The organism is uncultured Tateyamaria sp. (assembly GCF_947494755.1).
Classification (GTDB): domain Bacteria; phylum Pseudomonadota; class Alphaproteobacteria; order Rhodobacterales; family Rhodobacteraceae; genus Tateyamaria.
In genome coordinates this window covers 52298-78694 of the sequence record NZ_CANLVZ010000018.1, presented here as the reverse complement: position 1 = coordinate 78694, position 26397 = coordinate 52298, and the positions used below count along the sequence as shown (strand labels likewise).

At 59.5% G+C, this 26397-nt stretch carries 25 protein-coding genes and 1 tRNA gene; 11 read left to right on the top strand and 15 right to left on the bottom strand.

Annotated features, from left to right (window positions below; all coding sequences use genetic code 11):
- Positions 1-158: 158 nt before the first annotated feature.
- Positions 159-1673 carry a DNA cytosine methyltransferase gene (locus tag Q0908_RS18145; protein ID WP_299287944.1) on the bottom strand — a complete coding sequence of 505 codons (1515 nt, stop codon included), beginning with the start codon at positions 1671-1673 and terminating at the stop codon, positions 159-161.
- Between the two features lie 56 nt (positions 1674-1729).
- Between Q0908_RS18145 and vsr the strand changes: the two genes are divergently transcribed.
- The 4 genes from vsr to Q0908_RS18125 all read left to right on the top strand — a co-directional run bounded on the left by vsr (position 1730) and on the right by Q0908_RS18125 (position 4243).
- The gene (gene vsr / locus Q0908_RS18140; RefSeq protein ID WP_299287941.1) at positions 1730-2185 is read left to right on the top strand and encodes a very short patch repair endonuclease; all 456 of its coding nucleotides are present in this window, start codon (positions 1730-1732) and stop codon (positions 2183-2185) included.
- Between the two features lie 80 nt (positions 2186-2265).
- Positions 2266-2547, top strand: coding sequence for a type II toxin-antitoxin system RelE/ParE family toxin (locus Q0908_RS18135; protein WP_299287938.1), 282 nt, complete (start codon positions 2266-2268; stop codon positions 2545-2547).
- Between the two features lie 12 nt (positions 2548-2559).
- On the top strand, positions 2560-2850 hold the full coding sequence (locus Q0908_RS18130; RefSeq protein ID WP_299287935.1) for a HigA family addiction module antitoxin: 291 nt from the start codon (positions 2560-2562) through the stop codon (positions 2848-2850).
- A gap of 250 nt (positions 2851-3100) precedes the next feature.
- Entirely contained in the window at positions 3101-4243 is a 1143-nt protein-coding gene (locus Q0908_RS18125; protein WP_299287932.1) for a hypothetical protein, read from the top strand.
- 32 nt (positions 4244-4275) lie between these two features.
- Here the strand turns inward: Q0908_RS18125 and Q0908_RS18120 are convergent, their stop codons facing one another.
- From Q0908_RS18120 to Q0908_RS18100, 5 genes are all read right to left on the bottom strand, one after another.
- A complete protein-coding gene (locus Q0908_RS18120) occupies positions 4276-4527 on the bottom strand; it encodes a hypothetical protein (protein ID WP_299287929.1) in 252 nt (83 codons plus the stop codon).
- A 286-nt stretch (positions 4528-4813) separates the two neighbouring features.
- The gene (locus Q0908_RS18115) at positions 4814-6367 is read right to left on the bottom strand and encodes a relaxase/mobilization nuclease domain-containing protein (RefSeq protein ID WP_299287926.1); all 1554 of its coding nucleotides are present in this window, start codon (positions 6365-6367) and stop codon (positions 4814-4816) included.
- The gene (gene mobC / locus Q0908_RS18110) at positions 6361-6834 is read right to left on the bottom strand and encodes a plasmid mobilization relaxosome protein MobC (protein ID WP_299287923.1); all 474 of its coding nucleotides are present in this window, start codon (positions 6832-6834) and stop codon (positions 6361-6363) included. Before mobC ends, Q0908_RS18115 begins: the two co-directional genes overlap by 7 nt.
- Positions 6831-7685, bottom strand: a complete 855-nt coding sequence (locus tag Q0908_RS18105; RefSeq protein ID WP_299287920.1) for a hypothetical protein — start codon at positions 7683-7685, stop codon at positions 6831-6833. Before Q0908_RS18105 ends, mobC begins: the two co-directional genes overlap by 4 nt.
- Before the next feature lie 155 nt (positions 7686-7840).
- A tRNA-Arg gene (locus Q0908_RS18100) sits at positions 7841-7917 on the bottom strand.
- A gap of 130 nt (positions 7918-8047) precedes the next feature.
- Between Q0908_RS18100 and Q0908_RS18095 the strand changes: the two genes are divergently transcribed.
- Genes Q0908_RS18095 through Q0908_RS18075 form a run of 5 tightly spaced genes read left to right on the top strand, consistent with a single transcriptional unit; the run spans position 8048 to position 12869 of the window.
- Positions 8048-9094, top strand: coding sequence for a LacI family DNA-binding transcriptional regulator (locus tag Q0908_RS18095; RefSeq protein ID WP_299287917.1), 1047 nt, complete (start codon positions 8048-8050; stop codon positions 9092-9094).
- The gene (locus tag Q0908_RS18090; RefSeq protein ID WP_299287914.1) at positions 9091-10299 is read left to right on the top strand and encodes a crosslink repair DNA glycosylase YcaQ family protein; all 1209 of its coding nucleotides are present in this window, start codon (positions 9091-9093) and stop codon (positions 10297-10299) included. Before Q0908_RS18095 ends, Q0908_RS18090 begins: the two co-directional genes overlap by 4 nt.
- Before the next feature lie 42 nt (positions 10300-10341).
- Positions 10342-11079, top strand: a complete 738-nt coding sequence (locus tag Q0908_RS18085; protein ID WP_299287911.1) for a carboxyltransferase domain-containing protein — start codon at positions 10342-10344, stop codon at positions 11077-11079.
- A complete protein-coding gene (locus Q0908_RS18080; RefSeq protein WP_299287908.1) occupies positions 11076-12098 on the top strand; it encodes a biotin-dependent carboxyltransferase family protein in 1023 nt (340 codons plus the stop codon). Before Q0908_RS18085 ends, Q0908_RS18080 begins: the two co-directional genes overlap by 4 nt.
- Before the next feature lie 3 nt (positions 12099-12101).
- Positions 12102-12869 (top strand): 5-oxoprolinase subunit PxpA, encoded by a 768-nt coding sequence (locus Q0908_RS18075; protein WP_299287905.1) that lies wholly within the window; start codon positions 12102-12104, stop codon positions 12867-12869.
- Between the two features lie 33 nt (positions 12870-12902).
- Here the strand turns inward: Q0908_RS18075 and Q0908_RS18070 are convergent, their stop codons facing one another.
- The 7 genes from Q0908_RS18070 to Q0908_RS18040 all read right to left on the bottom strand — a co-directional run bounded on the left by Q0908_RS18070 (position 12903) and on the right by Q0908_RS18040 (position 21997).
- The gene (locus Q0908_RS18070) at positions 12903-14876 is read right to left on the bottom strand and encodes a thiamine pyrophosphate-binding protein (protein ID WP_299287900.1); all 1974 of its coding nucleotides are present in this window, start codon (positions 14874-14876) and stop codon (positions 12903-12905) included.
- Positions 14873-16483, bottom strand: a complete 1611-nt coding sequence (locus tag Q0908_RS18065; protein WP_299287897.1) for a glutamate synthase-related protein — start codon at positions 16481-16483, stop codon at positions 14873-14875. The genes Q0908_RS18070 and Q0908_RS18065 overlap by 4 nt, the downstream gene beginning before the upstream one ends.
- Positions 16484-16733: 250 nt before the next feature.
- Entirely contained in the window at positions 16734-17732 is a 999-nt protein-coding gene (locus Q0908_RS18060; protein WP_299287894.1) for a Gfo/Idh/MocA family oxidoreductase, read from the bottom strand.
- Positions 17729-18922, bottom strand: coding sequence for a mannonate dehydratase (uxuA, locus tag Q0908_RS18055; protein WP_299287891.1), 1194 nt, complete (start codon positions 18920-18922; stop codon positions 17729-17731). The genes Q0908_RS18060 and uxuA overlap by 4 nt, the downstream gene beginning before the upstream one ends.
- Entirely contained in the window at positions 18919-19962 is a 1044-nt protein-coding gene (locus Q0908_RS18050) for a Gfo/Idh/MocA family oxidoreductase (protein ID WP_299287888.1), read from the bottom strand. Before Q0908_RS18050 ends, uxuA begins: the two co-directional genes overlap by 4 nt.
- A complete protein-coding gene (locus Q0908_RS18045) occupies positions 19959-20966 on the bottom strand; it encodes a Gfo/Idh/MocA family oxidoreductase (protein WP_299287885.1) in 1008 nt (335 codons plus the stop codon). Before Q0908_RS18045 ends, Q0908_RS18050 begins: the two co-directional genes overlap by 4 nt.
- Positions 20963-21997, bottom strand: coding sequence for a Gfo/Idh/MocA family oxidoreductase (locus tag Q0908_RS18040; protein ID WP_299287882.1), 1035 nt, complete (start codon positions 21995-21997; stop codon positions 20963-20965). Before Q0908_RS18040 ends, Q0908_RS18045 begins: the two co-directional genes overlap by 4 nt.
- An 89-nt stretch (positions 21998-22086) precedes the next feature.
- Between Q0908_RS18040 and uxaC the strand changes: the two genes are divergently transcribed.
- Together uxaC and Q0908_RS18030 are read left to right on the top strand one after the other, a co-directional pair.
- Positions 22087-23442: a glucuronate isomerase gene (uxaC, locus tag Q0908_RS18035; RefSeq protein WP_299287879.1), complete on the top strand. Its 1356-nt coding sequence runs from the start codon at positions 22087-22089 to the stop codon at positions 23440-23442.
- 2 nt (positions 23443-23444) lie between these two features.
- Positions 23445-24632 carry a mannitol dehydrogenase family protein gene (locus Q0908_RS18030; protein WP_299287876.1) on the top strand — a complete coding sequence of 396 codons (1188 nt, stop codon included), beginning with the start codon at positions 23445-23447 and terminating at the stop codon, positions 24630-24632.
- Here the strand turns inward: Q0908_RS18030 and Q0908_RS18025 are convergent.
- Entirely contained in the window at positions 24629-25507 is an 879-nt protein-coding gene (locus Q0908_RS18025; protein ID WP_299287873.1) for a sugar kinase, read from the bottom strand. The two genes, Q0908_RS18030 and Q0908_RS18025, sit on opposite strands and share 4 nt — an antisense overlap.
- Positions 25504-26397 (bottom strand): DMT family transporter, encoded by an 894-nt coding sequence (locus Q0908_RS18020; protein WP_299287870.1) that lies wholly within the window; start codon positions 26395-26397, stop codon positions 25504-25506. Before Q0908_RS18020 ends, Q0908_RS18025 begins: the two co-directional genes overlap by 4 nt.

Below are 26397 nucleotides of genomic sequence, written 5' to 3'. Positions count from 1 at the left end.
TCCCCACAAATCAAAGAAGCCTCTGAATCGCAGATCAGGCGCTATGCCGTAAGTGTGGGGGCGGCGCACCGCTTACCGTTCAACGTCGACTTACCGGTTGGAAATCATGTGAGCCGAGGTCCGGCGGACAGCCTCTGACGAAGGAACACTGGCTTCTGTTAGAGACGATCAAAGGTCGGCAACAGTACCTTCGCAATCTGCCACGCAAGAAAAGGCGGTACGGCGTTTCCAACCTGGACAAACTGTTCGGTGCGATTGCCCATGAAATGATAATTGTCCGGGAAGGTCTGCAGGCGCGCTGCCTCACGCACAGTCAAACTGCGACACTGTGTTGGATCAGGATGAATGAAGTAGTGGCCATCTTTAGAGATGTGGCTCGTGACTGTTGTCGCCGGGCCGTTGCCGACCTGGACACGAAATCGGTCGTTGAACTTTCCGGTCTTCCAGTTCCGGTGATTTGGAGCAAGGACATCAGGAAATTGATGTGCGCGAGGACTGGTGCCTTCGGCTTTGGCAAAACAGGCTGCGTAGAGGTACCGTGCAAGGTCTGACGGCATGTGCCCGCGTGTCTCGTGGCCTGAAACGCCAACGAGCTCAGGATCATTCATGTATTCCGCCAGTTCTGCAGGAAGCTTGTTCGAGGGTTTCCCGCGCGACGATTTTTTTCGTCCTGAATGGGAGATCGCAAGAAGCTTTTCCTCGACACGATCGACTTCTGCAAGAAATCGCGAGTGGTTCTGACCGGGGTAATTTGCGGCGAGAGTCCGCAGGGTCTCGATCCCATCAACGACCGCATCGTACCATGCGAATTGGTCATCGCTCCGGCTCAAACCACTGCGCAACGTCGGTAGGCCTACCAGGATATCTCTTACACAAGCTGCCTTGTTTCTGCGCGAAAGCACGGGGACGTGCTTGAAGGGGACATCCGACCTGATCCCGACAATGATCACTCGATGCCTTGCCTGCGGAACACCGTAATCTTCGGCGCGAATGACGAAATCTTTCGGTGCAGGGCGTTCGGCTTTTTCATGAGGTACAGAAAGCGAAATCAGGTGGTAGCCGTTTCCTGCGTTCTCAAGGTCGGACATAACTTGTTCGAAGATTGCGATCCCTTCGACGGAAGACGACAACATACCCTTCACGTTCTCCATCACAAAGACAGCTGGGTTTAACTCATTCAAAACACGACAATATTCGCGGTAGAGGAAGTGTCTGTCGTCGTCTTTGGGTTTGTAAGTTCGATTTCCCGCGTTCCTTGATCTCCCGGCCAAGGAATAGGCCTGACAAGGTGGACCACCTATCAACAGTGTTCGATCTCCGGATCGTTGCTTCGCTTCAGAAATTCGATCTGACAGGAGCCGAGCAGTCTCGGTTTGTCCTAGCTCCGCGCAAACAGCCTCACGATCGGCCGCAGCCCATTTGTGGGGGTACAGATCGCTCCAATTTGGCTCCTCGGTCTTCCCTGCAATCCACTGATAGTATTCCGGCGGCAACGCACCGAATTGACGCAAAAAGGCACGCAATCTGAGTGTTCGATGAGCGGCGCTGTCTTTTTCGATTGATACCGAAATCTTGTAAGCAACTGAGCCATCCGGGTTAAGGCAAGACGAAAAACCCTCGCCGAGGCCGCCTGGCCCTGAGAACAGATCGATGATTTCTACGGGCTTTGGCAAATCGTGGCTCCTTGGCTCCCTCTTTCCAGGTTTTGCTCGGTATGGCAAGCAAGGGTATGGCAGACATCGTAGACAAACAAACCCGCTCGCGGATGATGCGCGGAATTCGTGGAAAGGACACCAAGCCTGAAACGGCCTTGCGCAGGGCTCTTCATGCCAAAGGACTTCGCTTTCGGTTGCACACAGCCCGCCTGCCCGGGAAACCGGACATCGTGTTTCCAAAGTTCAATGCTGTAGTTTTTGTTCATGGGTGTTTTTGGCATCGCCATAACAACTGCCGCTTCGCGACGTCGCCAAAGACACGCACCGAGTTCTGGAGGCAGAAGTTCGACGCAAATGTTGCGAGGGACAGCAAAAATCAGAACCAGTTGGCTGAGATGGGTTGGAGAGTTGCCATCGTGTGGGAGTGCGGCCTGAGAAACGTTAAAGACACCGCCAATACGGCCGAACGAATCGAAGCTTGGCTTCAGTCAAAGCAAAACTTCCTTGAGATGGGTATCTACGCTGAATGAGTGCGCGTTTCGGTTGGTTGAGGCACCGCAATGGCGTATCACAAGTTGACACATGTATCTAGTTATGATACACACTCTGCATGATCCAAAGCACCAAGGGCAAACACGCTGCCAATGCCGTGAAGGGCAAGTATGGCAAAGGCTTCCCTAGTGACTTGGTGAAGCGCACGCGGGCGATGCTCTCGGCGCTGGATGCTGCGGTTGTTGTCGAGGATTTGCGGTTCCCGCCCGGCAACCACCTGGAAGAACTGAAAGGGGATCGGGCCGGGCAACACTCGGTGCGGATCAACGGGCAATGGCGCATCTGCTTTGTCTGGACGCCGAACGGTCCCGCCGATGTCGAGATTGTGGACTACCATTGAGAGGATACGCTGATGAGCTTGCTTGAAGACCCGATGCACCCCGGTGAAGTCCTGAAAGAGCTTTACCTCGACCCCCTGGAGATGGGGGCAATCGCATTTGCGCGGCGTCTGGGTGTGCCTCGGACGCGGATCGAGCGGTTGATCAAGGGCACGACCGGGATCACGCCTGACACTGCGCTAAGGCTTGCTCGTGTGTTCAACACCACACCGGCTTACTGGGTGAACTTGCAGACGAACTATGACATGGCGCTTGCTGCCAAAGAGATCGACGTGTCTGATATTGAACCGCTCACAGCTGCCTAGAAAGGGATGCCGAGCTGTAGTAAAGTGACGATTTTGATCAATCTACCTCACAACGAGCGAGCAACTATGCTATTGATTCTATGATAAAATCCGGCCTGCAATATAGCATGCGTTCCTCGAAGCAATACAGGTTTGATGCGAAATGCACCCCGAAACTTATGGGTCATTTGCTTCGCAACTCACTTCATCTAACAATAAATCTCTCGTTGCCCAAAATCGACAGAAGCCAGCCTTGCCCACAGGAACCTCGATGAAATTTGAACTAGTCAAAACTATCCGCAATCCAAAGAGTTTCGCAGAGTTTAGATTTGGCCCATCAATAGCTTTGGATGAAAATCTATTGATAGTCGGAGCTCCTAACATAGGCTTAGGGAGCGCGAACAACGAATCTCGTGGAATGTTACTTGTTTCTAAAGATGATGGGTTAAGTTTTCAGGAACTTGATGGGGAAGCCGATACCTTTCCTGACCCAAACCACGATAAGCAAGCCCGACAGCTAGGGTATCAAGTTGAATTGGTAAATGGACAAATATTTGCACAAGAACATTTGTATCGGAAATCAGGAGGGAACCCGTATGGATTTAGAACCCGAGTATATGCAGGTGAAAGTCTCGCCCATGTGGCTACCCTGCCCCGAACCCAGCAAACCCAACAAGCACATTCGCAGAATTTCTTTCCGGGGTATCGGAGCCCGAAAAAGATTGGGAATTTTGTAGGGCTAATTAAGTACGGTTCAATGGGTTCAAAGGTGGATATCCTTCCAACCATTCAGGACGGAGAAAATTATCTAAAGAGCTTTGCTTCTTTGGCTACCAACCCCCATGACTTCAGTGCTTCAGAGTCTGGTGATTTCTTGTCCATTGATGAACCTGACGGGACACGTGTTTATGATATTACGAACCTTGAGGCTGGCGTAATAAAGCTAATCTGTTTTTTCCCTGATCCCTCAAGCAATTATCCCGCGATTTCAAATGGTTCAATCCTATCGACGAGCATTCAAACTGGTTCAAATCAAGTTGTGTTAATAGATGCTCGCAAGGATAGCCCCACATGCGGTGAAGCTTTGGCGCGATTATTCCCGGCAGAGAATTTCGACGAATTCAAAATGAGGTGGGGTGATGAGCCAGTGTTTTTTGGCTCAAAGTTATTGTTTAATTATAGAGGCGGCAAACCTTACAATTTCCAGCATATTATCGTGGTTGAGAGTGACCCTAAAGACAAATTTTTTGGTCAGGAAATAGCCCGAATTAGCCATTCGGACATCCCAGGCGCTAGCTTGGCGTTAGGAGCTGGATCGAGTAGTATTCAATTCTACGGTGGGCATATGTATGTTGCTGACAACGGAGCGTTTGATCAAGAAGGAGCGATATTCAAATTTAAAATTTCAACCTAGCTCCAACCGTTTCCGGCTCCAGTATTGACCAGTTAAAACTTTACCTTCTCTAAGTTCTTGATAGATGAATAAGAAAGCGTTCCAAGCTGGTTGCCGGATTCCGCGTTAACCCCATCGATTTGAAACTTAGAATAGCCAGTAAAATCGTCTTTGCAAATTTGATAAGTTTTGATTTGAAAGCTGGCTAAGAAGTCATCCTGAACCACAAATTCATCACATTCTTGATCGTAGATATTTATCCTTTTGTCAAAGGCGCTAAAGTTTTCTACCTGCACATTATTCATGCTATCTTCCATATTATTTTAGTTAAGTGCGATCATACCTAGACGTACAGATGAAAAATCAGTTGCATGTTTCTACATTGCCCACATCCAATGATGGCACAGGTGTTTGACTATAAAGAGCGGACCTCGTTTCCCTGTTTGACAAATACTTTCGCGCTTCACGTGCAGCCCGCTTACAGGACAACAACATCAGTCAACCGGTCTCAGTAAGCAACAAATTAGTGATACCAGAGCAAAAAACATGATCTTACCTCGATCCGAACGCATTCTGACCCGCTAGTGGAAGTCAATGCCTCAACCCCCTTTCCGCATGCGCCTCCTGGCTGTCTAGCTGTCCTTCAACCTCTCGGCGGCGGCCCTCGCTAAGGTCAAGCTCTGCTGCAAGCTCTCGTTCAGCGTCTTGTAGCTCGCCTCGTCGTTCAGCAATCCGCTCAAGGCCTTCATGGATGCGGCCTGTGAACGAATGAGCAAGGTCACGCAGTCTTTCAAACCAGCCAGTTCCTTCTCGATCCTGCCGGTCGAGCGTGTCTCCAATGCGGTCAAATCCTGCGCGGAGGCCTCTGAGGCCGTCACCAACCGCTCGACGCAGGCGAGCAAGTCGCGTTCCAAGGCTGTCAGTTGGGTCATCTAATCCTCCTCGATCCGAATGCAGGTCACGTTTTGCCCGCCCATCGTGCAGGTCCTGAGCCGCGTCTTCGACGGGTCCAGGATCAGCCAGGTCCCCTCGGGCCGCTCGATCCGTGTCAGGCCCAGTTCCGTCAGTTCCGAGCGTGTCAGATGCACCGTCCAGAAAAAGCTCGCGGCCATCATCAAGGCGATCTCCGTCAGCACCATCGCCGCGATCAGCCAGGGCGAGATCGTCAGCCAAAGGCGGATCGATCGCAGCCGCGTCTCGAATATGCTCGCCGTCTCGGTCTGGAAGCGGCGCGTATCGCTCGCGATGGTATGCTGCGCGGCGCCCACAATGTTCTTCAAATCGATCCTGAAGCTCTTCAGCTGGGACGAGATCGAGGCGACGTGTTCGGCCCGGATCGTGTCGAGTTCCGCATTTAGTTTCACGCTCAGCCGAGTCGGCTTGCCAGTCTTCATGGAAAATCTCTCCTTTCAGCCGCCAGCGCTCGCCGGTGTCAGGGTCGCGGGCGGTGATGTAGGCCTTGCCCGTGCGCGGCAGGTCAAATCCTGCGTCTGTCAGCGCGTCGATCATGGTTGCCCGGTCGGTAATCAGGCCCATGTCGCTCTGGTCCTGTATCCAGGCATGCAACTCGTCCCGGCCTTGTGCGCGGGTTGGAGCCTCGACGGTGCCACGGACCTCCTGCGCGCGCTCCACGTCCATCGGATCGGCCCAGCCGTGGCGCTGGTTCATCACGTCGCGCAGGCTATCGTAGGCGTCCGGATAGCCCGGTGGCGCGATGTTAAGGCTCTTGCCCGTCGTCAGCTCCAGGCGCGGGGTGCAGAAATGAAGCTCGACCCGGTCTTCGTGGCGATGGCGGACCCAGAGCACCTCATATTGCTCAGGGTCCAGCCCCGCGAAGGCCAGCCGCTCGAACCCATCCATGACCTCGGCCTGCTGGTCTTCTGTTGGGTCGTCACTATCCGCAAAGCTGATGACGCCCGCGCGGTAGGTCCATTGGTGGCGGCTGGCGTCGATCAGGGCCTCCGTGCGCTCGGGGTTGCCGCGCAGGACCTCGGGCATCGGGTCGCGGGTGACACTCACGGGTTGGCCGTCAGCGTCGTGGATCAGGTCGCGGTTGCTGTCGTAGGCGAGCACGCGTTCGGCCACGAGGTAGCCGACCGGCCCCGCGCCCGCGCCTTTGCCGTTGGGGAAGAACTTGATCAGCACCGCCGGGTCTCATCGAGGAGCGCGGCGAGCTGACGTTCGATCACCACGAGGCGGCGTGCGACGGTGAGCATGTCGAGGTCGGTGCGCCCGACCTTCATGGCGTGATTCAGCCAGCGGGCGATCTGGTTGAGGTTGCCGCCGATGCGCCCGACCGCCAGCACGAGCGCCGGATCGACACGGGGAATGCGCTTGCGGCGTCGCGCTTCAGTGAGGCCAAGCGCCTCGCGCAGAAGGGTCGAGGCAGGCAGGCCAGCGGCCTCGGCCTTGGCGCGCAACTGGGCCTTCTCGGACGCGGTGCAACGGAAGACGAAGGTCTCGGTCAGCGGCTCTTTGGCGGGGGCTTTGCCCGCGCCGGTGGGGTTCGAAGGGGAGGCTTGCCGCCCCTCGCAAGGTCCCGTGTCAGTAGCGCCAGCGTATGACATGGGTCGCCTTGCTGTTTGCTCTTCGGTGGGATCGGTTGCGGTCATGATCTGAGGCCTGCCGCCTGAATTTGCGCCTGCGTGACCAGCTCTGCGGCCATCAGTGCATCGATCTGGCTGGGCGTGATGTGTCGGCAAAGCGGATGGCGGTCCGTCACCCAATTTGCCAAGCCTGCCAGCATTTCGGCTTCCTTGGCCTTCGTCGCTTCTCGGCCTTTGACAATTTCCTCGACATAGGCCCGCCAGCGTCCCGACTTGAACCAGTTGTCCGAGAAACAGACCTTGGACCGGGTGAAGCCCGCGCACTCAGTGGCGTAGACCTTCACAGCTTCCAACAAGCCTTCGGCCTCCGTACCGGCGTCCAAAGCCTCCCTGATCCTATCCAGACACTCGGCCTTCCCGCGCAGACGGTCGGAGGGATACGCAGCCAAAATCTTCTCGGCTTCTTCATCCTCCGCCGCCTCGCGCCTGCGCGTAGGTGGTTTATGGATGGTTTTACGAGGGTTTGGGGGCCGTGGTGGCCCCGGTACCCCGGCCACTGTGGCCCCCGTTCCGGGTCCAATCTGGACGGGGTCCACTGTGGCCCCCGTCTCGTTATCGGGTTCTGCGGTCAGTTCTAGCGCCTCGATCCGAGCTAGATCGATCCGGTAGACGACCGTGAATCCGTTCTTGCACGCGCGCGCGCCAGTCTCGACCAGGATGCCTTCTTTCAGGAAGTCGCGGATCGTCCGTTTGACCGTTGTATCGCCCAACTCGGTGTGCCGCTGGATCGTCCCTTTCGAACACCAGATGCCGGACCCATCGTCCGACGCCTTGTCCGCCAGAAACATGATGATCTGCTTGCGCGTCGCACTCCCGAACTTCCGCTCCGCGCACGCATTCGCCACCCGCCAGCTCATGAGAACACCTCAAAAGCCGCACAAGCGTGCGAATTTTGTACAGGTTTTGTACGAGATTTCGGTCGTTTTCGGAGAATTCGGCGGAAATCAAAACGGGCGTTTCTGCACGCTTCTGCAGAACCCTTTGCAAATAAGCCATATTTTTCAGGCGTTTTTGGCGACCCCGGCAGGATTCGAACCTGCAACCTGCCCCTTAGGAGGGGGCTGCTCTATCCAGTTGAGCCACGGGGCCGTCTGACCTTGGGATTACCGCCTTGGCCACGCCTTGTCACCCTGTTGAGCGCTACGCGATCTCCGGGAATGCTTGAAATCCCTGCGCATTTGGCGGTAACTCGGGTCTATGACCTGTGTGAGGACTGAGCTTGACTGATCGCGCCCAACGCCCGCTGACATTGCGGGATGTGTCTGCCGCCTCTGGCGTGTCGGAAATGACCGTAAGTCGGGTGTTGCGCAATCGTGGCGATGTGTCCGAAACCACCCGCGCCAAGGTGCTGGAAGCGGCAAAAACCCTTGGATACGTGCCCAATCAGATCGCAGGATCGCTTGCCTCGCAACACGTCAACCTGGTCGCGGTCATCATACCTTCCCTCAGCAACATGGTGTTTCCGGAGGTCCTGACCGGCATCAACCAAGTGCTTGAAAATTCACCGCTTCAGCCTGTTTTCGGCGTCACCGACTACATGCGCGACAAGGAAGAGCGGGTGCTTTATGAGATGCTGTCATGGCGCCCCTCAGGGGTCATCATTGCGGGGCTCGAACATTCGGATGCGGCGCAGGCGATGCTGAAAAACTCGGGCATTCCGGTGGTCGAGATCATGGACACCGACGGTATCCCGGTCGACAATATGGTGGGCATTTCACACCGGCAGGCGGGCCTTGATATGGCGCGTGCAATCCTCAAACAGGGATATTCCCGGATCGGTTTTATGGGCACATCGATGCCGCGCGACCACCGCGCCCGCAAACGGTTCGAGGGGCTGACAGAAGGGCTCGCCAAAGCGGGTATCGAGATTGAGGCGCGCGACTTTTACGAAGGCGGCTCTGCGCTCGCAAAGGGGCGCGAAATGACGGCGGCCATGCTGGATGCGAACCCGGACCTCGATTTTCTCTATTATTCCAACGATATGATCGGTGCGGGCGGGCTGTTGTACCTGCTGGATGAGGGCATTGATATCCCGGGTCAGATCGGGCTTGCCGGGTTTAACGGGGTCGAATTGCTGCAAGGGCTGCCACGCCAGTTGGCGACGACAGACGCGTGTCGGCTCGAGATCGGACGTGCGGCGGCGGACATCATCCTCGCGCATAATGACCCGAACGGCGATCACAGCCCCAAGCATACGACGCTGACCCCAAAGATTTCTTATGGCGATACGTTGCGCCGCAATATGCGCCAGTCCACGGCGTCGTGAGCGCGTTTACACTGACAAACGCGCAGGCACGTCGTGTGTTTCTCGACCGTCACGCCTTGTCAGAGACCCCTCAGGGGATAGCACACGGACCCGAATTGCTCACCTTGATCGACCGTCTGGGGTTTGTGCAGCTCGACAGCATCAACACCGTTGCGCGTGCCCACGACATGATCCTGTTTTCGCGCAAGCCGCGCTATCGGCCAAAGGCTTTGAAACGCCTTTATGAACATGACCGGGCCCTGTTCGAACACTGGACCCATGATGCGGCCGTGATCCCTGTGCGGTTCTATCCCTACTGGCACATGCGCCGATCGCGGGATGCAGCCCGTCTGCGCGAACGGTGGTCGGAATGGCGGCGGGAAGGGTTTGAGGCAAAGTTCCAACCTGTCCTCGACCGTATCCGTGATCACGGGCCATGCTGTTCAGGAGACGTGGGTGAGGGCGAAAAGCGCGGCTCGGGTGGATGGTGGGATTGGCATCCTTCCAAGACCGCACTGGAATATCTGTGGCGCAGCGGCGCGTTGCAGGTGGTGCGGCGCGAAGGGTTTCAGAAATACTATGACCTGACCGAACGTGTCTTTGACCAGACAACCATCGGCAATGCCCCGGATGAGGCAGAGACCATCGATTGGTGCTGTCGTGAGGCGCTGGATCGATTGGGCTTTGCCACCCATGGTGAGTTGGCGGCGTTCTGGGATCACATCTCTCCGGCGGAGGCGAAGGTCTGGTGCGGCGAGGCGCTCGCCGCCGGGCGGATCATTCAGATCAATGTCACTGGCGGGGATGGCACCGTGCGGCCCGCCTTTGCGTGGCCCAACCTTCCGGACGACCCTAGTCTGACCCTTGATCCCACACCCCGCCTGCGTGTTCTCAGCCCCTTTGACCCGGCCTTGCGCGATCGCAAGCGGGCTGAACGCCTGTTCGGGTTCACCTACCGGATCGAGATTTTTGTACCGGAACCCAAGCGTACATATGGCTATTACGTGTTTCCGCTGATGGAGGGCGACAAGCTGGTCGGGCGGATAGATATGAAGGCATTTCGAGCGGATGACACCTTGCGGGTCCGCGCCCTTTGGCCAGAGCGTGGGGTGCGGTGGGGCAAGGGTCGTCAGCAGAAACTGGAGGTCGAACTCGACCGCATGCTGCGCCTTGGCGGTGTCAGCCAACTGACATTTGATGATGGCTGGATGCGCGAGCCTGTATGAACACCGATTGCGCCATCCGGCAGAAACGATAGGCTGTCAGGCATGGAAGCACCTCCCTTTTCCCCTTTGATACGCTCTGTCGGTTTGACCGGGGTTCTGATCACATTCGGCGCGCGTGCCACGGACGAAGCCAACCGCGCAGCGATCGCGTTTCGCGGGGCAGTAGATGCGCTGGCATGGCCAGAAGTGGACGAAAGCAGCAGTACCCTGGTGTCCGCATTTTTTCGAATTGATCTGTCCAAGCATTCCTTTTTGATGATCCAAGACCGGTTGGCAGACATCCTCGCCAGCCGCGATTGGTCGGCCACACCCCTGCCCGAGGGCCGCGCCCTATGGACCATTCCGGCGGTATTTGGCGGCGCGCGTGCCCCGCAATTTGACGAAGCGGCAGAGGCTGCGGGTCTGAGCGCAACGCAGGCACTTGCCGATCTGACACAGACCCGATTGCGTGTTCTGACCTTGGGGTTTGCGCCCGGCCAGCCCTATCTGGGCACCTTGAATGCAGCGTGGGACATTCCGCGTCAGGTTGGCCTCACCCCCAACGTGCCTGCCGGTGCTTTGGTCGCGGCGGTGCGCCAAATCTGTTTGTTCGCCAAGGATACCCCGACCGGGTGGCGGCATGTGGGCCAGTCGTCTTTTGCCTGCTTCCGCCCCGACGCGGACGTGCCCTTCCCCCTCGCGCCCGGAGACGAGGTGCAATTTACCGAGGTCTCCGTCGCTGAACTCGAACGGCTCGAAGCTCACGGGATCGACGGTGCCGAACGCATGGTGATCGCATGAGGGGGTTGATCGTGTATCAGGTCGGGCCGGGCGTGGCGGTGCAGGATTTGGGCCGCCCCGGCTTTCTGTCCATGGGATTGACCCGTGGCGGCGCGGCCGATGTTCTGGCCTTGCACGAAGGAGCCGCGTTGCTCGGGCAAAGCGTGGATCACGCTGCGCTGGAGATGGTCGGCACAGGTGGCACTTTCGAAGCGGGCGCAGACATGCGCATCGCCCTGACCGGAGCCCAGATGAGTGCGCAGATTGACGGCGAAACAGTGGCGTGGAATGCCAGCCACGCCTTGCCGAAGGGGGCGCGACTGATCATAGGGCCGACCCGGTCGGGCACCTATGGCTATCTGCATGTGGGTGGTGGGCTTGAAACGGAACCAACGCTCGGGTCGCGCGCCACGCATCAGTCTTGCGGGCTTGGCGCGTTGATCACGGCAGGCCAAACGCTGCCGGTTGGTCACGACAAGGGGCGTGATGTCGGCATGACTCTGGACGTGCTGCCCCGACTGTCAGGGGGCGTTGTGCGCATCGTCCCTTCCATGCAGACCATGGATTTTGATGGCGATATTCGCGCACGGTTCGAAGCGACAACATTTCGCCGCGATCCACGCGCCAACCGCCAGGGCATTCGAATGGATAGCGACGGGCCGGGCTTTGCCAATCCCCGCGCCCTCAGCATCGTCAGCGAAGTCATCGTGCCCGGCGACATTCAGATCACAGGCGACGGCACTCCGTTCGTGTTGATGGCCGAAAGCCAGACGACAGGCGGTTATCCCCGGATCGGCACCGTGCTGCCTTGCGATCTCCCACGGGTCGCGCAGGCCCCGGCAGGTGCCGAATTGCGGTTCGAGCTCATGGACCTTGAGGCCGGTGCGCAGGTACAGGCCCGCGCCAATGCCGATTGGGCCAAGCTGCGTGCAAGCGTGACGCCACTGGTGCGTGATCCTGCGACAATGCAGGATCTGCTCAGCTATCAACTGGTCAGCGGTGCCGTTTCCGCGACCCACTCTGATCTGGACAAAGGATAAGCCATGTATGTCGATCTGAACGCCGATATGGGAGAAAGCTTTGGCCCGTGGACCATGGGCGATGATCCGGCCCTGCTGCGCACGGTGACATCCGCCAACATCGCCTGCGGGGCCCATGCGGGTGATCCCGACGTGATGGCCAAAACGATGCGTATCGCGCTGGAACAGGGCGTGGGGATCGGGTCACATCCGGGCTTTGCCGACATTCAGGGGTTCGGGCGGCGACGGATTGATATGCCATTGGCCTCGTTGCAGAATTCGATCCGCTGTCAGGTTGGTGCGACCTTGGGCATGGCGCGCGCCTTGGGGGCCGAGGTGCGCCATATCAAACTGCACGGCGCGCTTGGGAACATGACGTCAGAAGACGAGGACATGGCGCGGGGCTGTTACGAGGCGGCGCTATCCGCGCACCCAGATGCGATCATCATGGTGTTGGCTGCAACGGCGCAGGAACGGGCCGCCCGATCCTTGGGCGCGCGGTTTGCATGCGAAATCTTTGCCGACCGCGCCTACAACGCGGACGCCACGCTGGTGGACCGGCGCAAGCCCGGCGCAGTCATTCATGACGCGGATCTGGCGGGCAAGCGCATGGTCGAGATGGTGAAGGCCCAAGCCATCATCACCGAAGACGGCACCCGTATCGAAACCCCTATCGACAGTATCTGCTGCCATGGCGACACCCCTGAAGCCGTCGATATCGCAGCCTCCGTCCGCCGCACGCTTGAGGCCGAGGGGATCACCGTGCGCAAGTTCGACGGGCGCACCGGGTAAGGCGTAAGGCGGAGGTGTCCTCCGCCCCACTCCTCAGACCAGATCGGCGTCCGTCATGATCTCAACCAGCGCGGGCCCGTCCACATCCAGCGCCTTTTGCAAGGCCGCTTCAATGGCGTCGGACGACACCACCTTTTCCCCATGCGCACCGCAAATCTTGGCAAACGCCGCAAAGGATGGATTGTGCAGATCGGTTTCCCAGACGGGCCACTCGCCCGATTTCTGTTCCTTGGTGATCTTGCCAAGCTGACCGTTGTGCAGAAGCACATGGGTGATATCCATGCCGTATTTCACAGCCGTGGTCAGTTCCATCGGGTATTGGCCAAAGCCACCGTCGCCGGAGATCGAGATGACCTTGCGGCCCTTCAGCCACTCGAAATCCTGCGTGGCCGCCCATGCGCCCATGGCCGCTGGAAAGCCGAACCCAATGGACCCGAGATAGCCAGACATCAGCACCCGCTGGCCTTTCGTTTCAAAGTAGCGCCCAAAGGAATAGGTGTTGTTGCCCACGTCCACGGCGATGATCGCATCCGCCGGGGCCACCCGTGACAACGCATCAAAGATCGCGAAGGCGTGGATCCCTTTTTCAGTCTCTTCGGCCATGCGCGAGTGTTTCTCGCGCCGCCAGATATCCCACCGCTCCGCCAACTCGCTGACCTGATCGGGTGCATCGGCAGGGCGCTCAAGCACAGGCGCGATGGCCTCACAGAATGCACCAATTTCACTCCAGATCGGCAGGTCGACGGGGTGGAATTTGCCCAGTTGCATCCGTTCGTAATCAACTTGGATAATCGGTTTGGATTTCTCGATCCCCGTGTGGTTCGAAAACGAGGTGCCGAGTGTCAGGATCAAGTCTGCCTCGTTCATGAACCAGCTAGCAATCGGGGTCCCGGAACGTCCCAGAACACCCGCCGCAAGCGGATGGCTGTCCGCGATCAGCCCCTTGCCCTTGAACGTGGTCAGGACTGGCGCGCCGAGTTTTTCGGCCAGCGCCGTGATCGCATCCATCTGATCCCACGCGCCAAAGCCGATGACGAGGATCGGACGCTTGGCCTCGTTCAGCATCTTGACCGCATCCGCCACGTCTTCGTCAGATGGTTTCACAACCGTGCGGCCCATGCGCCCGTCCGGCGTCGAGGCCGGCGCGTCCGACGCATTGGTCTGCATATCATCCGGAAAGATCAGATGCGCCACATCCTGCTGCACCAGCGCATTCTTCATCGCCAGCGACACCAGTTCGGAATGGTTCGAGGTGCTCAGCACCGTCTGGCTGAACTTCGTCACTGCATCAAAGGCAGAGGCCAGATCAATGTCCTGAAACGCGCCGGGTCCAAAGACTTGGGTCTGCACTTGCCCGGTCAGGGCCAGCACCGGCGCGCGGTCCACCTTGGCATCCCACAACCCTGTCAGCAGGTTGGTCGCACCGGGGCCTGCAATGGTCAGGCAGGCGGCCGGGTGACCCGTCAGCTTGCCATAAGCCGAGGCGGCAAAGGCGGCCGCCCCTTCATGGCGGATGCCCACATATTTCATCTCGCCCGCTTCGACGCGCAGACGGATCGCATCGGCCAGTCCGAGGTTCGAGTGACCGACCATACCGAAGACGTGTTTGATCCCCCAGTTGACCATGCTTTCGGCCATCTGGTCTGACACGGTGCGTTCGTGGGGTGGCTCAGGCTCAAGACCGACAAAGATCTCGTCGCCCTCAATCTTGACAGGATAGATCGTCTGCCCTGTATCCTCATGCCCGCCGGGAGGGGCACCGGTGAGCGGGTCGAAGTCCCAGCCATGCCACGGACACCGGATCCAGCATTTGCCGCCCTCGCCCCGCTCGATCGAGCCTTCGCCCAAGGGTCCGCGCTGGTGCGGGCAATGGTTGTTCATCGCGGCCCACTGCCCGTCAAAGTGCGATAGACAAATCGACGTCGTGCGCGCCGTCACCGTCTTTACCCGGCCTTCGGGCAGGTCGCCCGTGTGGCCTACGCTGATCCAATCCAGTGTCTCTGTCATGCTACTCCTCCAAAGGGCACGCCCGAGATATCGGACATGTCCTTTTTCCATGTGGTCAGGTCGTCGATGTTGAATTTATTGAGGTGGTCATGCCCGCAGGCACGCGCCATCACCTGCATCAGCTCGGTGCTCGCCTCAAAGAAATTGGCCAGTTGGCGGGCCGATTTTTCGACAATCAGGCGGCTGACCAGATGCGGTTTTTGGCTCGCAATCCCGACAGGGCAGTTGTTGGTGTGGCAGGCGCGCATTGCCAGACACCCAATGGCTTGCATTGCCGAGTTGGACAGCGCAATGGCGTCGGCACCCAAGGCCAGCGCCTTGATGAAGTCAGCCGGTTTGCGCAAACCGCCGGTGATCACAAGGCTCACGTCATGCCGCTCAAGCCGGTCAAGATGCGCGCGGGCGCGGGCCAAGGCCGGGATCGTCGGCACAGAGATATTGTCGCGGAAGATCGTAGGGGACGCGCCAGTCCCACCGCCGCGTCCATCCAGAATGATGTAATCCACACCCACGGTCAGCGCCGCATCGATGTCCTTTTCGATATGCTGCGCGCTCAGCTTGTAGCCGATGGGAATACCGCCGGTGCGGTCGCGCACCTCGTCAGCAAAGTCCTTGATCTGCGCGGGGTCGGTCCAGTCCGGAAAGCGGGCCGGTGAAATGGCCGCTTCGCCCTCTTCCAGCCCGCGCACCTCGGCGATTTTGGCGTTGACCTTGTGGCCAGGCAAATGCCCGCCCGTTCCGGTCTTGGCCGCCTGCCCCCCTTTGAAATGGAATGCCTGCACTTTGGCGACCTTCTCCCAACTGAACCCGAACCGGGCCGAGGCGAGTTCGTAGAAATACTTGGAATTGGCGTCCTGTTCTTCGGGCAGCATCCCGCCTTCGCCCGAACAAATGCCGGTGCCCGCGATCTGTGCGCCACGCGCCAGCGCGATCTTGGCCGGTTCGGACAGCGCACCATATGACATGTCCGACACGAACAGCGGAATATCGAGGTGGAGCGGTTTCTTGGCATTGGGCCCGATGACCACCTCGGTGCCTACCGCATCTCCGTCCAGCAAGGGTGGCTTGTGGAGTTGTGCGGTCAGCAACTGGATGTCGTCCCAGTCGGGCAGTTCAAGGCGCGACACGCCCATCGCATCCACTACGCCGTGATGCCCGGTTTTGGACAGGCCATCGCGCGCGTATTGCTGGATCAGCCCGGTATAGGGTTCTTCCTCTGCGCCTTTGGACGGATCGGCATAGAGACCAAGATAGGCGTCGCGGCTGTAGGGTTGCGGGTTTTCGAAACCCCATTGCTTGATCTCATCCGCATCGACGCAAATGTCGTCGCCGTCGAGCCATGATTTGAATTTGGGCAGCGCCTCGTCATTGGCATATTCGCTAACACCGCTGTCGAGCCGATAGTCCCAATCATGCAAACCGCAGATCAGATTGTTGCCCCGCACAAACCCATCCGCCATAAGCGCGCCCCGGTGCAGGCAACGTCCGTAAAAAACCGAGATATCATCGTCAAAACGCACCACCACCAGATCGACTTCGCCCACGATGGCATAGGCAGGTGTTCGATCGGCCAGCTTGGACAGCTGCGCCACAATTTCTTTTGTCATCAATAGGTCCTGAATTTCGAGTTGGCGTCAGAATTGCATAGCGAGGGACAGAAAGCACCTCTGAATTCCGGCGACGACAGCCGTGGCAGAAGTTGGCTTGGAGGCATTTGTGCGCTGCCATAGGCGCAAGACGCTGTTGCTGTGGTTCAACGCCGCCTTGATGTCAAAAAGCATGCCATGGGATGTCAGATACGTGCGCAAAACCGCGCGGCTATTGCTCACCAACTCGTGATGCACAACGCTGCAGATCTCACCCCAGCTCGACCACTTTTCCCGTCTGCGCGGCCGTTTTGATCGCCTCAATGGCCTGCACCGCGCGCAATCCGTCCGCCGCACTCACAAGCGGTTGCGCCCGACCCGTGATCACGTCGGCAAAATGGGAAATCTGGGCCGACAATGCATCGGCCAGGGGCAATGGCACGCGGGTCTGCGTGATAGGGGCCCACCAGTCGGGCCCGCCCTCTTGGGCCCACACGGTCAGGTTGGGCAGCGCGAGCGACCCATGCGTGCCGCCGATCACATAGCTGGACTGGTCCGTCTTGGGATAGGCCGGATTTTCGCCCGCCGTCAGTTCCCAACTCCATGGACCAAGGGCGACATCCGACAGGTTCAACGTGCCCAACATACCGGATGCGAATTTGACAATCGCCACGCTGACCTCTTCGGCGTTCTTGCCACGCACCCCATTGCTTTCAAAGGCCTGAACCGCGGTGATAGGCCCGCACAGGTGCATCAGGACATCGACATCATGGATCAGATTGATAAAGAGTGGCCCCGCGCCCGCGCCCTGCCGCCATTCTGCGGCAAAATAGTGATCCGGTTTTGGGAGCCAGCATTGCCCATGCAGGGTCGTGAGCGTCCCAAGTTGCCCTGATGCGATAATCTCTTTGGCTTTGGCGATCAGCGGGTTGTGCCGGCGATGATGCCCCACAAGGATCGGAACCTCACCCGCCGCCGCAACAAGTTCCGCTCCTTCGGCAGCCGTGCTTGTCAACGGCTTTTCGATAAGCATGGGGCAATGCGCATCGATCAGCGTTTTAGCCAGCGTCGCGTGCAGCGCGTTTGGCACGGCAAGAACAACCCCATCCGACATCGACGCCAGATCGCCAAGCGTGTCGGCTTCGGGCCAGGGGCTGTCCTCCACGCCCGGATCAAATACTGCCGACAAGGTCACGCCCGGCGTACGTTCAATCGCCGCGATATGCTGTTTGCCGATCAGTCCGATCCCTGCCACTCCAATGCGGATCATGCGATATCCCCCTTGAGGGCGGCCATGACCCCTCGCAATTCGGCCAGACCACGCATCCGACCGATCAACGGATAGCCGGGCAGGCTGTCGCGGCCCCGATCGTCGAGGAGTTCCTGACCGTGATCAGGGCGCATCGGGATCGCATGATCGTCACGCCCTTCCGCTCCTCGACGCGCCTCCTCCTTCATCAACGCGCCCAACGCAGCGACCATATCGGTGTCACCTTCAAGGTGGGCCGCTTCGAAAAAGCCGGGGCGATCCGGGTCGGGCGAGGGCAACCGTTTGGTGTTGCGCAAGTGTGCGAAGTGGATGCGGGGGCCCAGGCGGGTCACGAAATCCACCACGTCGAACTGACGAGCTACACCAAGCGAGCCCGTGCACAGCGTCGCGCCATTCGCGACCGTGTCCACCGCATTAAGCGCGACCTCGTAGTCATTGGTCGAGGACATGACCCGAGGCAATCCCAAAAGGGCAAATGGCGGATCATCAGGGTGGCAGCATAACCGCAGCCCAAGGGTCTCGGCCAATGGTGCCACCTCACCCAGAAAGTCGATCAGGTTCTGACGCAGTCGGGCCGCTGATATTCCGGCATAGCTTGCCAAGCGCGCGCGCACATCCTCCAGCGTCCAGCCGTCATTTGCGCCCGGCAAACCGGCGATGACCGTGTGGGTCAGCTTGGCCTTGGTGGCGTCATCCATGGTTTTGAACGCGGACTTGGCAGCCTCTTGCACCGCGACGTTGTAGTCATCCACGGCTCCATCCCGTTTGAGGATATGCAAGTCAAACGCCGCAAAAACGGCCAGATCGAACAACATCGCAGTGCCCCCATGGGGTTGCGGCGCGCGGGTCTGGGTGCGGGTCCAATCGAGGATTGGCATGAAGTTGTAACAGATCGTGCGCACGCCGTGATCGGCCAGTGCGCGCATGCTGGATTTGTAGTGGCTCAGATGGTCGGCCATGTCGGAGCCTTGGGTCTTGATGGCCTCCGACACCGGCAGGCTTTCAACCACCTCCCACGTCAGGCCAGCGCGTTCTATTATTGCCTTGCGCGCCGCGATGGCATCTGCGGGCCACGGCACCCCGGGGACAAAGCTGTGCAGCGCGGTGACAACCCCGGTTGCCCCAACCTGAGGCAGATCGGACAGTTGCGTGGGGTCGTCCGGACCAAACCAGCGCCAACACTCGATCATGGCTGCCATCCTGTGTGCAAAGGGTGATCGGGATCGAGCGGCAGGGTCACAGGAGCGCCGCTGCGATGCGACGCGTAGATCGCTGTAACCAAGGCGATCGAGGCAGACCCGTCCTCAAAACGCACGGAGGTGTTGGGTTGATCGCTCAGCGATTTTTGAACCTCACTCAGAAAGCCGGCGAACCCTGCGGGCCCCGTTGGGGTCGCCGAAACGACGGCATCGATCTGCGCCTGCTTTGACAGATCGCGTGCGGTGAACGTCCATGCCCCCTGTCCCGGCGCATACGGGTTCGTATCCGAGGTTGCGGTCAAATGTTCGTAGACGAACCGCAGCCGTGTTTCGTCCTGCGCATGCCCCAGTGTGACCGAGCTTGTCGCCAGCGCACCACCGTCCAACTCGAATATGAGCGCCGCGGAGTCTTCGGTCTCAATCGGATTTACAATCGTATTCAGCCGGGCTGTTACGCGAGTGATCTGTGCCATGAAATGAGAGAGTAAATCATGCGCATGGATCGCATGACCCAGCACCGCGCCCCCCTGCTCGCCCGCCCATGTGCCGCGCCACGGCACGTCGTAATAATCCGTTCCCCGGTTCCAATGCGTCTCAAGGGACGCCGCACGCGGTGCCCCCGTCAGCCCTGCATCCTTCAAGGCGCGCAGCTGATCGAACGCTGGCCCAAAGCGGTATTGGAACACTGGGAAGATATGCCGCTCGGACCGCTCCATCGCGTCACGCAGGGCATCGATATGCGCCATCGATGTCGCAAGGGGTTTCTCGCATATCACGTGTTTTCCGGCGGCAAGCGCACTGAGCGCGACGGGCACATGCAAGTGCGGCGGCAGGCAGATATCAATCAGGTCCACATCAGCAGAGATCGCCTGATCCACATCCGCAAGGGCCACGATGCTATCATCGCACAAGGCGGCGCGCCGGTCTGGATCCTGATCCACCAGATGGGTGACGTTGAACCCCGGTAGCGCTTGGTAGGCCTCAAGATGCTGGGCCCCAATCCCGCCGCCCAAGATCGCAACGCGGATCATGCCGCACCCGCCTCGGCCAAGGCTTGCGCATGCAGCGCAAGCTCCATCACGGTAAAGCAATGGGTCTGCGTCATCGCGGTCTCGGTCCGGTGGGCAATATCGTGCGCCAGCCGTTCGAAATAGGGCAAACCGGCATCACGTGCATCAATCACCTCGCACCTGTTGTCGGTCACAAGCACGAGGCTGTCCGTCCCGGCCCGCCCACCGACATCCACGTATTTGCGCAATTCGATATAACCTTTGGTCCCCAACAGAGTCAGCCGCCCGTCACCCCAATTCGGCAGCGCATCCGGCGTGTACCAATCCACCCGGATATAGCCCGAGGCAGTGGCTGAGCGCAGCGCAATCTCTCCAAAGTCCTGCAGACCCGCATCCGCTGGATTGGCGTGGTTTGCGGCATGCGCCATAGTAATCTGGGCGGTTTCTGACCGGGTGAAGTACAGAAATTGGTCGATCTGATGCGACCCGATATCCACCAACACGCCACCGTATCTCTCGCGATCAAAGAACCAATCGGGGCGGGTGGGGCGGTTGAGCCTGTGCGGCCCAAGCCCAGTGGTGTGAACCACCTCTCCAATCGCCCCATCCTGCACCAGTTGATCCGCAAGCGTGACGCAGGGCACCTCGAACCGTTCGGAGAAATTGATCGACCAGATGCGCCCGGTCTCAGCTACCGCCGCTTTGATCTGGTCAAGCTGGCTGAGCGTCGTACATCCCGGCTTGTCGGTCATGACATCATGACCGGTTTGCATCGCGCGTATAGAAAGTGCGGCGCGGTCCGCCGGAATGGCTGAAATCAGCGCCAGATCAGCCCCCGCGCCCAGTGCGGCCTCAAGCGTGTCGAACCGGTGCAAATCCGGGAAACGTTCGACGTATCCGGCAAGCGGTTGGGGATCGCCTTGCGTCCAATACCCAAGACACTTGCCCCCGATCCGCGCCATGTTTTCCGTCATGCCATAGATGTGGCGGTGATCCAGTCCTAGCGCGACAAAGGCGAGTGTCATCGGATCACCTCGACCCGCGCGTGGCTGCGGCTGGCCCGTTCCATAGCGTCGATAACGGCATGGACATGCAGCGCCTCTGACGGCGGGGCGAGAGGCGCGCGATTGCGGCGCACCGCATCTGCGAAATCCTCGATCAGTGCCTGATGCCAGCCATGGGTAAACGCCATCGGGTCCGCGCCCCCGCCTGTGGCCCCCGTGTCGGGCGCTGTCGCGTCCTCGCGTCCGTCGTGCCAATGAATGCGCAGATGATCGCCCTGTAGGGTGACTTGCGCTTTGGTTGTGGTCAGTGTGATCGTCTCGGCTGTGCCGGGAAAAGCCGTTGTGGCCGCGCTCAACACACCCGACGCGCCTGAGGCGAATGTGAGAAGGGCCGTGGCGATATCCTCTCCTTCCATCCGGTGCAGCGGGCTGGTTTGCATATGCGCCTGAAGATGGGTGACAGGCCCCGCCAGCCACAACCCGAGGTCAAGGGTATGGATGGCCTGATTGATCATCACGCCACCTCCGTCTCGCGCATAGGTGCCCCGCCCCGGCGCATCATAATAGGTCTGGTCACGCCACCACGGCACACGCATATCGACGTGGATAATCTCGCCAAGCGTACCGCTGATGATTTTCGATTTCAGAGTTTGAACCGCAGCCCGCGTCCTCAATTGGAAGCATAAACCCAACGGCACTTCCGCCCGCGCGTAGATCGCCACAATTTCTTTGGCGGCCTCCAGCGTGCGTTCGACCGGCTTTTCCATCAATGTGGGGACACCTGCCGTGCTGAGGGCATTGGCATAGCCCGCCCGGACATTTGGCGGCGTGATCAGGATCGCCATATCGGGTGCGTCCTGCAACGCGTCCTCGGTCGAGCCATAGGCCGACACGGTGTACCCGAGCGTGCCCTCGGCCTGCGCACAAAACGCCTGCGTACGGCCAATATCTCGCCCCAAAACCCCGGCCAGCGTCAGCCCCTCAGTGTTGTCCCGCAACGCCAATACGTGCGTCTGCGCGACCATCCCCATCCCGATCAGCAAAACCTTCATCGACGTCCTCCGCAGCCCAGATTGGCGGCATTTAGCACATGCGCCAAGGGGCATTCGTGCTAGGCTGCGCAAAAAGGGGAGACTGGCAGATGGTGCTGCACCTATCAGGGCTTGCGCAACGGATCTATGATGAGGTGCGGGATGCACCCATTGTATCGCCCCACGGCCATTGTGACCCGGCATGGTTCGCCAATGATGCCCCGTTCGAGGACCCCGCCGCGCTGCTGGTCATCCCGGATCACTACGTGTTTCGGATGCTTTATTCGCAAGGGACCTCCATGGCTGACCTGGGCGTGGGTGTGCCTGCCGATCAGCGTGATCCGCGCGCGATCTTTCGGCTGTTTGCGGCGCACTGGCATCTGTTTCAGGGGACCCCAAGTCGGCTTTGGATCGAGTATGTGCTGCGTGAGACGCTTGGCTGCGACTTGGATTTGGGCCCCGATACCGCCGACACGCTCTACGATCATATCTCCACCTGGCTCAACGATCCCAGCAACCGCCCCCGAGCCTTGTTTGATCGCTTTGGCATTGAGGCGCTGGCGACAACCGACGCCGCCCTTGACGATCTGAGCCACCACGAAACCGTCCGCAACAGCACGTGGCAGGGCCGTATTCTGCCAACCTTTCGCCCCGATGCAGTGCTCGACCCGACCATGCCGGGCTGGCGCGATGCTGTGGCGGCTTTGGGTGACATGACAGGTACGGACACTGGCAGCTTTCAGGGATTTCTTGAGGCGCTGCGCCAACGTCGCGGGGCCTTCAAAGCGATGGGGGCGACGGCGACGGATCATGCCATCGAGCAACCTCAAACGGTGTGGCTGGACGATCCCGCGCGGATCTACGCACAGCTCTTGCAGGGGGACACTGCGCAAGCCAAACCGTTCTACGGGCACATGTTGATCGAAATGGCGCAGATGTCGGTCGAGGATGGATTGGTCATGCAGGTGCACGCAGGCAGTCGGCGCAACACCAACACCGCCGTTCTGGATCGGTTTGGCCGCGACATGGGCGCGGATATTCCGATCGCTGTCGATTGGGTGCGTGGGCTTGAGCCGCTGCTCAACCGGGTGGGCAATGACAGTGGCCTGACCCTGATCCTGTTCACGCTGGATGAGACGACATACGCGCGCGAATTGGCACCCATGGCAGGTCATTGGCCGTGCCTGCGCATCGGCCCGCCGTGGTGGTTCCACGACAGCGCCAACGGGATCGCACGGTATTTCGATGCGGTGGTGGAAACGGCAGGCTACTGGAACCTCGCGGGGTTCAATGACGACACCCGCGCCTTTTTGTCGATCCCGGCCCGTCACGATCTGTGGCGGCGCGGGGTGGCGCTACACTTGGCGGCGCAGGTCGAGCGGGGGTATTTCAGCGCGGGCACCGCTGCCGAAATCGCACAACTTCTGGCGACCGACCTCGCCCGTGACACCTATCGGTTGGGCTGATCATGCCGCGTATTCTACATTTCGGCGTTGGCAATTTCTTTCGTGCCCATCAGGCCGCCTATACCCAGGACACGCCGGGCTGGCGGATCACCGGCGTCAGCTTTCGCTCAGCCGATGTGCGCGACGGTCTGGCGGACCAAGGGTATGACTATGCGTTGCTGATCAAGGACGCGCATGGGACGGCGATCAAGCGCATCACGGTGCTGGATCACATGCTGGTCGCGCCAGAGGGTCCCCAAGCGGTGATAGATGCGGTGGCGGACGGCGATGTTCAGGTGATCACTCTGACCGTCAGCGAAAAGGGCTATCACCTGACACCGGACGGTCGACTGGACCTGAGCCACCCCGCCGTGTCCGCTGATCTGGCCGGTGGGCCGCTCACCCCTGTCGGCGCATTGGTGCGTGGTCTTGCGCAGCGTCGCGATCCTGTGACCGTCCTGTCTTGCGATAACCTGCCCGAAAATGGATCAAAGCTCGCCCGCGCCGTCCACGACTTTGCCAGTGCCGCAGGAATCGACATCACGATCAACGTCACCTTTCCCGCCAGCATGGTGGACCGGATCACCCCTGCAACAACCGACACCACCCGGGCCGAGGCGTCTGATCTCATGGCCGTGCCGACCGAAGCCTTCAGCGAATGGGTGGTTGAGGATCACTTTGCCGCCGCACGCCCCGATTGGCCGGGGGTGCAATGGGTCGATGACGTGGCCCCGTATGAGATGCGCAAGTTGCGGATGCTGAACGGCGCGCACTCTTACCTCGCCTATGCGGGCACCTTGCGTGGACACACCTATGTTCACGAAGCGGTCGCCGACCCGGACCTGCGTGCCACGACGCAGGCCCTTATGGCCGAAGCGGCACAGACTCTACCGGCAGAGGTACAGCTGCAGGCCGCACAATATTCGGACGACCTGATTGCGCGCTTTGACAACCCGAGCCTGCATCACCGCCTGCGCCAGATCGCGATGGATGGCAGCCAGAAACTGCCCATCCGCATTCTGGCGAGCTTGGCCGCGCGGACATCCGACAGTCCTGCACTTGAAGCGGCGGTGGCCGCGTGGATCGGTTTTGTTCAGGCAGAGGTCGCAGCGGGGCGCACGCTTGATGATCCGATGGCCGACCAGATTGCGCTGGCCTGCCGCGCCAGTGATGCTAAAGGCGCGTTGCGCGCCCTGATCGGCGCATCCTAGGCGGGGATGATCGCCCCTTTGCAGCCGATCACCTTGATCGCCAGATCGTGCCCTTTGCGCAAGGCGGGTGCCTGTGTCGACCCACTCAGCAAGGCACCCAGATAGCCGCCATTGAAACTGTCGCCGGCGGCGGTCGTATCCACGACTGTTTCAGCCTCGGGAAAGGTGTAGCTTTGTCCGGTCTTGAGACAGAGCGGCCCCGATGGTCCTCGTTTCAAAGCACCCGTGCGCCCCATATTCAGAAAGCGGCGTGCGATCTGTTCGGGTGTTTCGCCCGTTAGCATCTGCTCATCATCGATCGACGGCAACGCGATATCGGTCAGCGCCCACATCGCGTCATTGGCCAGTTGGGCCGAGTCCCGATCAAGCCATAGGTTGGGGCGGTAGTTGCTGTCATAGCAAACCCGCCCGCCCGAATTGCGAAAAGCCTGAAGCCAGCGCATCAAACCAGTGCGCGTTGCGGCGGGCAGGATCGCAAGGGTGATCCCGGAGAGGTAGATCACGTCATAGCGTGCCAATGCATTAAAATCAGGGCCAATGTCGGTCATGAATGTCAGCCGCGCCGCCGCACTGTCGCGCCAATAGGTGAACGACCGCTCGCCCGCATCATCCGTCGTTATGGCATAAAGCCCGGGCGTCCCCTCCGGATCACGCGTGATGTATTTCGTACCGACCCCTTGGGCCGCAATGAAATCCGCAATCCGATCTGAAAATGCGTCAGTGCCAAGACGGGTGATATAGTCGACCTGTACATCCGGTGCGGTCCGTTTCAGATAGATCGCGGTGTTGAGCGTATCACCCGCGACTCCGACCCCTGCGGTATCTCCGGCAAGGCTCAATTCGATCATCGCCTCGCCAATCGCTGCGATTCTCATAGGGTGCCCCTTTTCGCTGTGCGCCGCCAGATGATCAGGCCAGAGACCACAATGATCCCCGCACCCAGTACCGTCCACCTGTCCGGAATGTCATTGAACACAATGTAGCTGGTCAGCGCCAGATAAAGAAGGAAGCTGTAGGTGTAGGGCATCAGCGTGTTGGCTGGCGCAAAGGCATGCGCGCGCGAAAAAATCTCGTGCCCGGCCCAGCCCCAGATGCCCAGGCCGATCATCAACCCCCATTGCAGCGATGTGGCAGGTGGCACCCAGACCCACCACGCGAACGGAGCCAGCAGGATCGCGCCCGTCGCGCCCATGTAGAACTGCATCGTCTCTGCCGCCACCACGCCCGAAATCTTGCGTGTGATGATCGAATAGAACGCCAGCGCGAAGGCGTTATAGACCGACAGCAGGGCCACCCAGTTGAACGCCGCATCAAAGGGGCGGATCACCACGAGCACGCCCATGAACCCGAGGATGATCGCGAACCAGCGCCACGGTCCTACCCGCTCGCCCAATAGCGGCCAGGACAGCGCGCAGACGATGATCGGCGTCGAAAACATGATTGAACCGGTGATGGTGAGGCTGAGGTAGTTGAGCGCGATGAAGTTGAACAACGTAGCCGAGGCCAGCAGCACCGCCCGCAGCAACACCAGGCCCGGATGGGCGGTCTGAAAGCTCGACAGGTTTGCCCCCTGCCGCAGCACCATCAGCGTCGAGATGATGAAATGCGGCGCGTAGCGCATGAACGCCAGTTGAAACGCGGGCAGCCCTGCCAGCACCAGCCATTTCACGGATGTGTCGATGACCGCAAAGAACACATAGGCCCCGAGGGTCATGACGATCCCGAGCGCGGCGCGATCCTGTTGGGCTTGCGCCGCGATGGCCAT

Coding starts and splice junctions, on each gene's coding strand:
- vsr (WP_299287941.1), top strand. CDS start 1,730: ATGGCAGACATCGTAGACAAACAAACCCGCTCGCGGATGATGCGCGGA.
- Q0908_RS18135 (WP_299287938.1), top strand. CDS start 2,266: ATGATCCAAAGCACCAAGGGCAAACACGCTGCCAATGCCGTGAAGGGC.
- Q0908_RS18130 (WP_299287935.1), top strand. CDS start 2,560: ATGAGCTTGCTTGAAGACCCGATGCACCCCGGTGAAGTCCTGAAAGAG.
- Q0908_RS18125 (WP_299287932.1), top strand. CDS start 3,101: ATGAAATTTGAACTAGTCAAAACTATCCGCAATCCAAAGAGTTTCGCA.
- Q0908_RS18120 (WP_299287929.1), bottom strand. CDS start 4,527: ATGAATAATGTGCAGGTAGAAAACTTTAGCGCCTTTGACAAAAGGATA.
- mobC (WP_299287923.1), bottom strand. CDS start 6,834: ATGACCGCAACCGATCCCACCGAAGAGCAAACAGCAAGGCGACCCATG.
- Q0908_RS18105 (WP_299287920.1), bottom strand. CDS start 7,685: ATGAGCTGGCGGGTGGCGAATGCGTGCGCGGAGCGGAAGTTCGGGAGT.
- Q0908_RS18085 (WP_299287911.1), top strand. CDS start 10,342: ATGGAAGCACCTCCCTTTTCCCCTTTGATACGCTCTGTCGGTTTGACC.
- Q0908_RS18080 (WP_299287908.1), top strand. CDS start 11,076: ATGAGGGGGTTGATCGTGTATCAGGTCGGGCCGGGCGTGGCGGTGCAG.
- Q0908_RS18075 (WP_299287905.1), top strand. CDS start 12,102: ATGTATGTCGATCTGAACGCCGATATGGGAGAAAGCTTTGGCCCGTGG.
- Q0908_RS18070 (WP_299287900.1), bottom strand. CDS start 14,876: ATGACAGAGACACTGGATTGGATCAGCGTAGGCCACACGGGCGACCTG.
- Q0908_RS18065 (WP_299287897.1), bottom strand. CDS start 16,483: ATGACAAAAGAAATTGTGGCGCAGCTGTCCAAGCTGGCCGATCGAACA.
- Q0908_RS18060 (WP_299287894.1), bottom strand. CDS start 17,732: ATGATCCGCATTGGAGTGGCAGGGATCGGACTGATCGGCAAACAGCAT.
- uxuA (WP_299287891.1), bottom strand. CDS start 18,922: ATGATCGAGTGTTGGCGCTGGTTTGGTCCGGACGACCCCACGCAACTG.
- Q0908_RS18050 (WP_299287888.1), bottom strand. CDS start 19,962: ATGATCCGCGTTGCGATCTTGGGCGGCGGGATTGGGGCCCAGCATCTT.
- Q0908_RS18045 (WP_299287885.1), bottom strand. CDS start 20,966: ATGACACTCGCCTTTGTCGCGCTAGGACTGGATCACCGCCACATCTAT.
- Q0908_RS18040 (WP_299287882.1), bottom strand. CDS start 21,997: ATGAAGGTTTTGCTGATCGGGATGGGGATGGTCGCGCAGACGCACGTA.
- uxaC (WP_299287879.1), top strand. CDS start 22,087: ATGGTGCTGCACCTATCAGGGCTTGCGCAACGGATCTATGATGAGGTG.
- Q0908_RS18030 (WP_299287876.1), top strand. CDS start 23,445: ATGCCGCGTATTCTACATTTCGGCGTTGGCAATTTCTTTCGTGCCCAT.
- Q0908_RS18025 (WP_299287873.1), bottom strand. CDS start 25,507: ATGAGAATCGCAGCGATTGGCGAGGCGATGATCGAATTGAGCCTTGCC.
- Q0908_RS18020 (WP_299287870.1), bottom strand. CDS start 26,397: ATGGCCATCGCGGCGCAAGCCCAACAGGATCGCGCCGCGCTCGGGATC.